This window comes from Mesorhizobium sp. M2C.T.Ca.TU.002.02.1.1, assembly GCF_003997225.1.
This window is the reverse complement of sequence record NZ_RZTO01000260.1, coordinates 1-7,356: the sequence shown is the minus strand read 5'-3', so window position 1 is coordinate 7,356 and position 7,356 is coordinate 1. Positions and strand designations below refer to the sequence as shown.

The 7,356-nt window shown below is 65.7% G+C and carries 6 protein-coding genes, 1 tRNA gene and 1 pseudogene; 5 read left to right on the top strand and 3 right to left on the bottom strand.

Annotated elements, in window-relative coordinates; genetic code table 11:
* Window positions 1-333 (bottom strand): YidB family protein (locus EOD07_RS15735; protein WP_281059057.1); only part of this gene is annotated, 333 nt, incomplete at its 3' end.
* Window positions 334-684: 351 nt separating this feature from the next.
* Between EOD07_RS15735 and EOD07_RS15730 the strand changes: the two genes are divergently transcribed.
* The 5 genes from EOD07_RS15730 (at window position 685) to EOD07_RS15710 (ending at window position 4,072) form a co-directional block, all read left to right on the top strand.
* The gene (locus EOD07_RS15730; RefSeq protein ID WP_040985106.1) at window positions 685-1,038 is read left to right on the top strand and encodes a hypothetical protein; all 354 of its coding nucleotides are present in this window, start codon (window positions 685-687) and stop codon (window positions 1,036-1,038) included.
* A gap of 1 nt (window position 1,039) precedes the next feature.
* Window positions 1,040-2,908, top strand: a complete 1,869-nt coding sequence (locus EOD07_RS15725; protein ID WP_127236125.1) for an OmpA family protein — start codon at window positions 1,040-1,042, stop codon at window positions 2,906-2,908.
* A complete protein-coding gene (locus EOD07_RS15720) occupies window positions 2,908-3,414 on the top strand; it encodes a GTP-binding protein (RefSeq protein WP_127236127.1) in 507 nt (168 codons plus the stop codon). Before EOD07_RS15725 ends, EOD07_RS15720 begins: the two co-directional genes overlap by 1 nt.
* A gap of 65 nt (window positions 3,415-3,479) precedes the next feature.
* Window positions 3,480-3,767, top strand: a complete 288-nt coding sequence (locus EOD07_RS15715) for a type II toxin-antitoxin system RelE/ParE family toxin (RefSeq protein ID WP_127236124.1) — start codon at window positions 3,480-3,482, stop codon at window positions 3,765-3,767.
* Between the two features lie 2 nt (window positions 3,768-3,769).
* Window positions 3,770-4,072: an addiction module antidote protein gene (locus tag EOD07_RS15710; protein ID WP_127236123.1), complete on the top strand. Its 303-nt coding sequence runs from the start codon at window positions 3,770-3,772 to the stop codon at window positions 4,070-4,072.
* Between the two features lie 41 nt (window positions 4,073-4,113).
* Here the strand turns inward: EOD07_RS15710 and EOD07_RS15705 are convergent.
* Together EOD07_RS15705 and EOD07_RS38125 are read right to left on the bottom strand one after the other, a co-directional pair.
* Window positions 4,114-4,188: transfer RNA gene (locus EOD07_RS15705), tRNA-Glu, on the bottom strand.
* 121 nt (window positions 4,189-4,309) lie between these two features.
* Window positions 4,310-4,612, bottom strand: a pseudogene (locus EOD07_RS38125) (VOC family protein); the annotation flags it as partial.
* Window positions 4,613-7,356: the final 2,744 nt, after the last annotated feature.

Sequence of the window (7,356 nt, the reverse complement as noted above, 5' to 3'; positions counted from 1 at the left end):
ATGCTGAGCCAGGACGCCGGCCAGCTGATCCAGAGGAATCCCAAACTGGCTCGCCAGTTGCTGCAGGCGCTGGTCGCCAAGCGCTGCCTTGATCTCGTCGGGCGCGATCGGAAGATTTGAGGCGTTGGTGCTCAGCCAGGATTCGACGCGGTCGCCGAGGCCTGACTTCTGCAGCATGGCAAGCACGCCCTGGTAGCCGCCGACGCTGGTCAGCGCATCGGCCAGGAGGTTCGAGCCTCCGCCCTGCTGCCCGCCCTGCAATGCGCTTTGCAGACTGTCCAAAAATCCCATCTGGGAACCTCCCGTCGAAAAATCACATCCGCCGTCGCGCAGCGTTCAGGCGTGATCTATGCCGTTTCGCGGGATTGCGACACTTGACGAAGGTCAGGACCGAAGATGACGAAAGTCACATTCGGCGGCAGCCTGATCGCACCTGAACCAAGCGCGCCGTTCCTGCCACGCTCGTTTGCGGTAAGGGGCGGATAAGCTCGGTCCGACCCAGTTCGTAGGACGACTGGCGTGAGCCTCGTCATTGCGGTAGGTGACGATGGACAGGGCTGCCTAAATGCCACGCCCGACGCTCGACAGCCGGCGACGGCAATAAGTCGGTTGCCTGTCACACGAATTAGGATTTGATATAACGGTCGTCACAGTGTCAGTGAGCGTGAGAACCGAGGAAAGAAAATGAAAGCCGCCGAGCAAGCCGCAAAAGCCGCGGATGGAGCTGCCTCCGCCAATGGGTCGGAAGCCACGATCCATGCCGAGGCCACGATCGATCAGGTTCGCAATCTCCTGTTCGGAGGCGCGCAGCGATCGCTCGAAAGCAATCTGGCCGGTCTGCGCGAGGAGATGCAGGCCAGCATCAAGCAGCTCCAGGCGGACTTTGCGAAGGAGCTCGCGGCACTGCAGGCACACGTCCTGGAGCTCGAGCGGGAGACCGAACAGAAGCGGCTCGCCTCGCAAAGGGACATCGGCGCCGCGATTTCGGACCTTGGAGCAACCATCAGCGGGCTAGGGTCCGGCCGCGCGGGAAAGTAGCATGACGTCCGCCGCCGGCCAGAACCGCGAGATCGAGCAGCTTAGAAAACTGCTCTTTCAAACGGAGGCGGCGCGTCTCGAGGCGCTGGGAGCGGACGTCCTTCTCCTTCAGCAATATATCGGCAGCCCCGAACGGCTCGAAACCGCAACGGCCGACATCCTCGTCGCCGCGCTGGAACGCGCCGAAGTCGTTCGGCCGCGCGAGCTGGCCAATGTCATCGCGCCGTCGGTAGTCTCCGCGATCCGCAGCGAGATCAGAAATTCGCGCGACCTCATGGTCGACGCGCTCTACCCGATCACGGGCCGGTTGGTCAGCGCGGCCGTGGCGAACGCCTTCAAGGAACTCGTCGCGCGGCTGGAGCAGCGCCTCAATGCGCTCACATCGACGGAACTGTGGATCGGGCGCATCAAGTCGCTGGCGACGGGCCGTCCGATCAGCGAGTTCGTTCTGGCAAACGCCAGTCCGCCGCGCGTCAACCGGCTGCTGATGATCGAGCGCGGCAACGGACGCCTCGTCGCGGACTGGAAGCGCGACGAGACCTCCGACGAGCGGGCCGACCTGCTGAGCGCGATGGTGGCGGCGATCCTGGAATTTTCCGTCCAGGCCCTGGCCGGCGAAGGCAATCTGCAGCAGCTCGATTTCGGCGGGCGCGAGATCGTGCTTCGCGCTTCGCCCCGGTTCATCCTGGCGGCGGAATGCATCGGCCCCCTTCGCCCGGTCGACAACGCCAGGATCAATTCGCTTTTCTTCGACACGATCGAGAGTATGGACGGCGGCAAGGACTGCGACGCCGCCACGCTGGCTTCGCTGGCCACCTCCATCGAAGCCGATCCCGCCGCCGAGCTCAAACCGCGTCGGGGCGGAAAGGTCGCCTTGTTCGTGCTCGCGGCTCTTGTCGCCGCCGGGCTGGCATGGCTGGCGAGCGTCTATTGGACCCGCACCATGCTGGAACGCCGCACCAACGATGCGCTCCAGGAACTGGCCGGCAAGGAACCGCTGTTGGAAAGCTTTCCGCTGCGGCTGGACTTTGACCATCATGGCCGCAGCGTCTCGGTCTCCGGCATAGAACCAAGCCAGGTGCGGACGGCTCCGCTGATCGACGCCCTGGCCAAGGCCGCCGCGCCCTATCGGGTCGTCGGCCGGATCGGCGTTGTGCCGGGCATGGAACAGTCGGCGGCGCTGCGTGCCGATATCGACGGCCTGCGCCAGTCGGTGACCGGTCTCCAGGCGGGCATCGACGAAAATCGGCGGGCGATCGCCGAGCTGCAACAATCCCTTGCCGGCCTGCGCAAGTCCGCCGGCGAAACCGGCGAAGCGCTCGCCGGCCAGCGGCAGTCTCTCGCAGGCCTGCAGGCCCGTATCGACCGGACGCGCGGGCCGAGCCAGGAGGAGCTGCAATCCCTTGCCGGCCTGCGGGCGGGCATCGACGAGATACGCGCGGCGATGGCCGAGGAAGCAAAAGCCAGAAACCAGCAATACGAGGCGGTGCGGTCGATAGCCGACAGCCCCGCCGAGCGGCTCGATCGCTTCATGGCCTCGACGGCGATCTTCTTCGGCACGAACGACGCGTTTGCCGATGACAAACAGGCTGAGCAACAGATCCAGGATCTGGCCGGACTTCTTGCCGGCAACGACCTGAGAGTCCGGATTGTCGGCCACGCGGACGATACCGGGACGGAATCGACCAACCGCGTGGTTGCCCGCAAGAGAGCCGATCAGGTGGTGCGCAAATTGGTTTCGCTCGGGATCGAGCCATCGCGATTGTTCGTGGTCTCGCGCTCGTCGTCGGTACCGATCTCCGACGTGCCGAGCGAAGGGAACCGCCGGGTCACCTTCGAAAACGTGTTTCAAGCCGAGCGCCTTCAGTGATGGTCAGCGCAAAGGTCATGCTGCTGGGTGACATGGGCGTGGGCAAGACCTCGATCATGTACCGCCTCGTGCATGATCGTTTCGACGGCGAATACAAATCCACGCTCGGCGTCGAGGTGCTGAGCTACGACGTTCCGGCCGATCCGCTTCGCGGCGGCGAGGCGGCGCGCCTTGTGCTTTGGGACACCGACGGCGATTTCGGCGCGCGTATCTTCGACACCGTCTACGTCACCGGCGCGTCGGCCGCGATCATCGTCTCGGACGTGACGCGCCCGCAAACGGTGACGCGCATGGTCGAATTGGTCCGCAGCTTCGAGGCGCGATTTCCGGGCAGGCCGTACAGGGCGCTCGTGAACAAGATCGATCTCGCCGAAGCCCCCGGCAGCGCCGAAGAGATCGGCCAGCTGCCGCGATCGAGCGTCAAGTTCGTGAGCGCCAAGAACGGCGAGGGTATAGTGGAAGCCTTTGCCGAACTCGCCGAAACGATACGGCGTCGGCAGCTATAGAGCGGTCAGCCCCCGCCCGCCAACAATAACGTTGCCAAATCGTATCCCATAAGATACATTTAGCCATGATCGAAGTCATCACGACCAATGTATTCGACGCATGGTTCGAGAGCCTTCGTGACCGCAGGGCAAAAGCCCGGATTCAGGCACGCATCAGCCGTGTCGAATTCGGAAATCTCGGTGACGCCAAGTTTTTTGAAGGCATTGGTGAGCTCCGCATCGACTACGGGCCTGGCTACCGGATTTATTTTCTGAAGCGCGGAGACGTCATCGTCATCCTTCTGTGCGGCGGCGACAAAGCCAGCCAGAATCGCGACATAAGGCGAGCGCTGGAAATCGCCAAGGAGGTTTAGAAATGGCAATTACGACCAGCAAGTGGGACGCGGCCAAATTCCTCGACACAGAAGAGGATATCGTCGCTTATCTCGATGCCGTCATGGAGGAAGGCGATCTCTCTTTCCTGTGCAAGGCGCTTGGCGATGTTGCCCGGTCCAGGGGAATGACGGAGATCGCCAAGAAAACCGGCATGTCCCGTGAAAGCCTTTACAAGGCGCTCAGCGAAAAAGGGAATCCCTCCCTTTCTACGGTTGCAGCGGTCCTCGAGGCCATGGGACTTCGCCTGTCAGTAGCGCCTCGTGAACAAACGCACGCTGCATGACGCTTGACGTTCGTGTGACATGGCGAAGTAATCAGGAAGCTTGGTACGCCCAAGGGGAATCGAACCCCTGTTCCCGCCGTGAGAGGGCGGTGTCCTGACCGCTAGACGATGGGCGCGCTCAAGAACCGGCTACATAGGCTGGCGGCCGGGAAAAAGCAACTGAGCAGATTCCGGAAAAGTGTCGTACGGCTTTCCGGTAAGAATCTGCGACAGAACAAAGGACCTATGCGGGCCGGGTCAGCCCTGCCGTTTCGGCTCGATCAGGTCCCAGAGATTGCCGTAGAGATCGGCAAAGACCGCCACCGTGCCGTAAGCCTCGTGGCGCGGCGCCTCGCGGAACTCGACGCCCTTGGCGAACATCGCCTGATGGTCACGGGAAAAATCGTCGGTCTCGAGGAAGAGGAAGACCCGGCCGCCGGTCTGGTTGCCGATGCGGCTTGCCTGCTCCTCGCCGGATGCTTCCGCCAGCAGCAGCCGCGCGCCCTGGCCGTTCGCCGGCGCGACGGTGACCCAGCGCTTGCCGCCGCCGAGATCGACATTGCCGATCACCCGGCCGAGGCCGACGATGCTCTTCTGGTTCTTGAAGGTATCGTTGCCCGAGGTGCCGGTGACCGCGAGCGGGCTGAACTGGTCGAGCAGCGATTCCAGGATCGCATCGTCCGGCACGACGGGACCGGGTGCCAGCAGCGAAGCGCTGAAGGCCGCCAGTTTTGATTGCATGATCGAGAAGGTCGGCGTCGCGCCCATCGCATAGAGCAGGCTGTTGTTGTTGACGGTGTTGTCCTGTCCGCCCACCAGCATGACGGCAACGCCGGTGCTGGAACCGCCGATCGTGTACTGGCCCTTGAGATCGATGGTGATGTTGCCCTTGGTGCCCTGCGCCGTGCTCTCGCCATAGGCCGCCACCGAGTCGGCGCCCTGCGCGAACAGGCTGCCGCCGGCGGTCAGATGGACGAGGTTGGAGTTGCCCTGGCCGGTGGCGCTCTGGCCAAACATCGCATAGGAGCTAGCGCCCTTCACCCAGACCTGGCTGTCGGTGCTGGCCGTCGCCGCCGCCGCGTCGCCGATACCGCCTTGCGAGCCGGCCGCCGACTGGTTCATGTCGAGCGAGGAATTGCCGCCCGCGCCACCGCCGCCGCCGACCGCCTGGGCGACGATGCCGTGCGCGCGGTCGCCATCGGTCTCGATCGCGCCCGACTGGATGATGGTGACCGTGCCGCCGGTGCCCTTGGTGCCGCCCGGCGTGTTGAAGCCGATGGCATTCGGCCCGCCGCCGTCGTCATCGGCGCCGAAGCGGCCGAAGCCCGCGCCGCCGAAACCGCCGCCGCCGCCGACCGATTGCGCGATGATGGCGATGGAATCCTTGCCGTGCGTGATGATCTCGCCGGTGCGGGTCACCGTCACGTCGCCGCCGTCGCCACCATTGCCGCCGAGGCCGCCGATGGCCAGCGCGTTCGAGGCCTTGCCGCTGGCGTCGCCGCCATAACCGCCGCCGCCGCCGATCGACTGCGCCACCACGCCATGGGCGCGCGCGCCGAACGTCTCGATCTTGCCGGAGACGTCGACCTCGACCTTGCCGCCATTGCCGCCGCTGCCGCCGAAGCCGCCGATCTGCAGCGCCACCGAGCTGTCGCCGGCCGTGTCGGCCGTCACGGTTCCGCCGTAGCCGCCGCCGCCGCCGATCGACTGGGCGAAGATGCCGATCGCGCCGTCCTTGTTGGTGGTGATGACGCCGTCATTGTTGACGATGACATGGCCGCCGTTAGCGCCGTCGCCGGCCGGCAGGGAAACCGCGCCGCCGATGCTCATGTCGGCCGTCGAAGCACTGGCCGCTGCGCCCGAGGCGCCGCCGCCGCCGCCGACCGATTGCGCGAAGATGCCATGCGAAAGATAGCCGTAGGTCGTGATCTCGCCGTGGTTGTCGACGGTGACGTCGCCGCCGCGGCTGCCCGAGCCCCCGATGCCGCCGATCGACAGGTTGACCGCGACGTCCTCGGCCTCGCCGGTCTCGGTCGAGCCGCTGCCGGCCGCGCCGCCGCCGCCGCCGATCGACTGTGCGAAGACGCCGTAGGAATTGTCGCCGTTGGTGATGATCTGGCCGCTCGCATTGTTGATCACATGGACGAACTTGCCGATGCCGCCGTCGCCGCCGAGACCGCCGAGCGATGCCGCGATCGAAACCTTGGCGTCCGCCGATGTCGAGGCGGCCGCGCCGCCGACGCCGCCGCCGCCGCCGATCGACTGCGCCATGATGCCGTGCGAGTTGGCCATGTCAGTCTCGATGATGCCGCTGTTGGTGACATGCACCTCGCCGCCATCGCCGCCGCCGGCGCCCAGCCCGCCCATCGAGAACTTGACGTCGACCGTGCCGCCGTCGCTGCCGGTGCTCTTGCCCGCGCCGCCTGAACCGCCGCCGCCGCCGATCGACTGCGCGAAGACGCCGATCGAGTTCTCCCGCTTGGTCCAGATGAAGCCGTTCGAATTGTTGGCGACTTCGACCAGCGCGCCGTTGCCGGCGCTGCCTCCGCCGCCGGCGATGGCGCCGCCAATGGCGTATTCGGCCGTGGCGCCGGCCGAGGCCGAGCCGCCGACGCCACCGCCGCCGCCGATGGAACTGGCGCTGATGCCGTAGGAGAAGGCGCCGTCGGTGATGATCCAGTTGTTGTTGGTGACGGAGACCTCGCCGCCATTGCCGGCCGTGCCGCCCGGAAGGGCGAGAGCCACGCCGATCGAAACCGAGGTCGAGCCTTCATCGCCGGAGCCGATATCGCCGCCTACGGTTTCGTCCGAAGCCGACGCGGCGCCCGCCGCGCCACCACCGCCGCCAACCGACATCGCCATGATGCCGGTGGAGCCGAAGCCCGACGTGAGGATGATGCCTGTGTTGTTGACCGTGACCTTCATGGCGTCGGCCGCGCCGCCACCCGAGCCGGCGAGGCCCATATTGACGCTGACGCTGGTCTGGCTGGTGCCACCGATATTGTAGGACTTGGCCGTGCTGGAGCCGCCGATGCCGCCACCGCCGCCGATCGACTGCGCCATGATGCCGGACGAGAAGGCGCCGGTCGTGGTCAGATTGCCCGAATTGATGACATCGACCCTGTTGCCGTAGACGACCTGGCCGCCGCTGCCGCCCATGGCAAAGTTTGCGTTGACGGTGACGCCGTCGCCGCCGCCCAGGGAAGCCGAACCGCCGGTGCTGGTGCCGCCATTACCGCCGCCGCCGCCGATCGACTGCGCCACGATGGCGCTGGAGGAATCGCCGTCCGTGGAGACGGTCATCG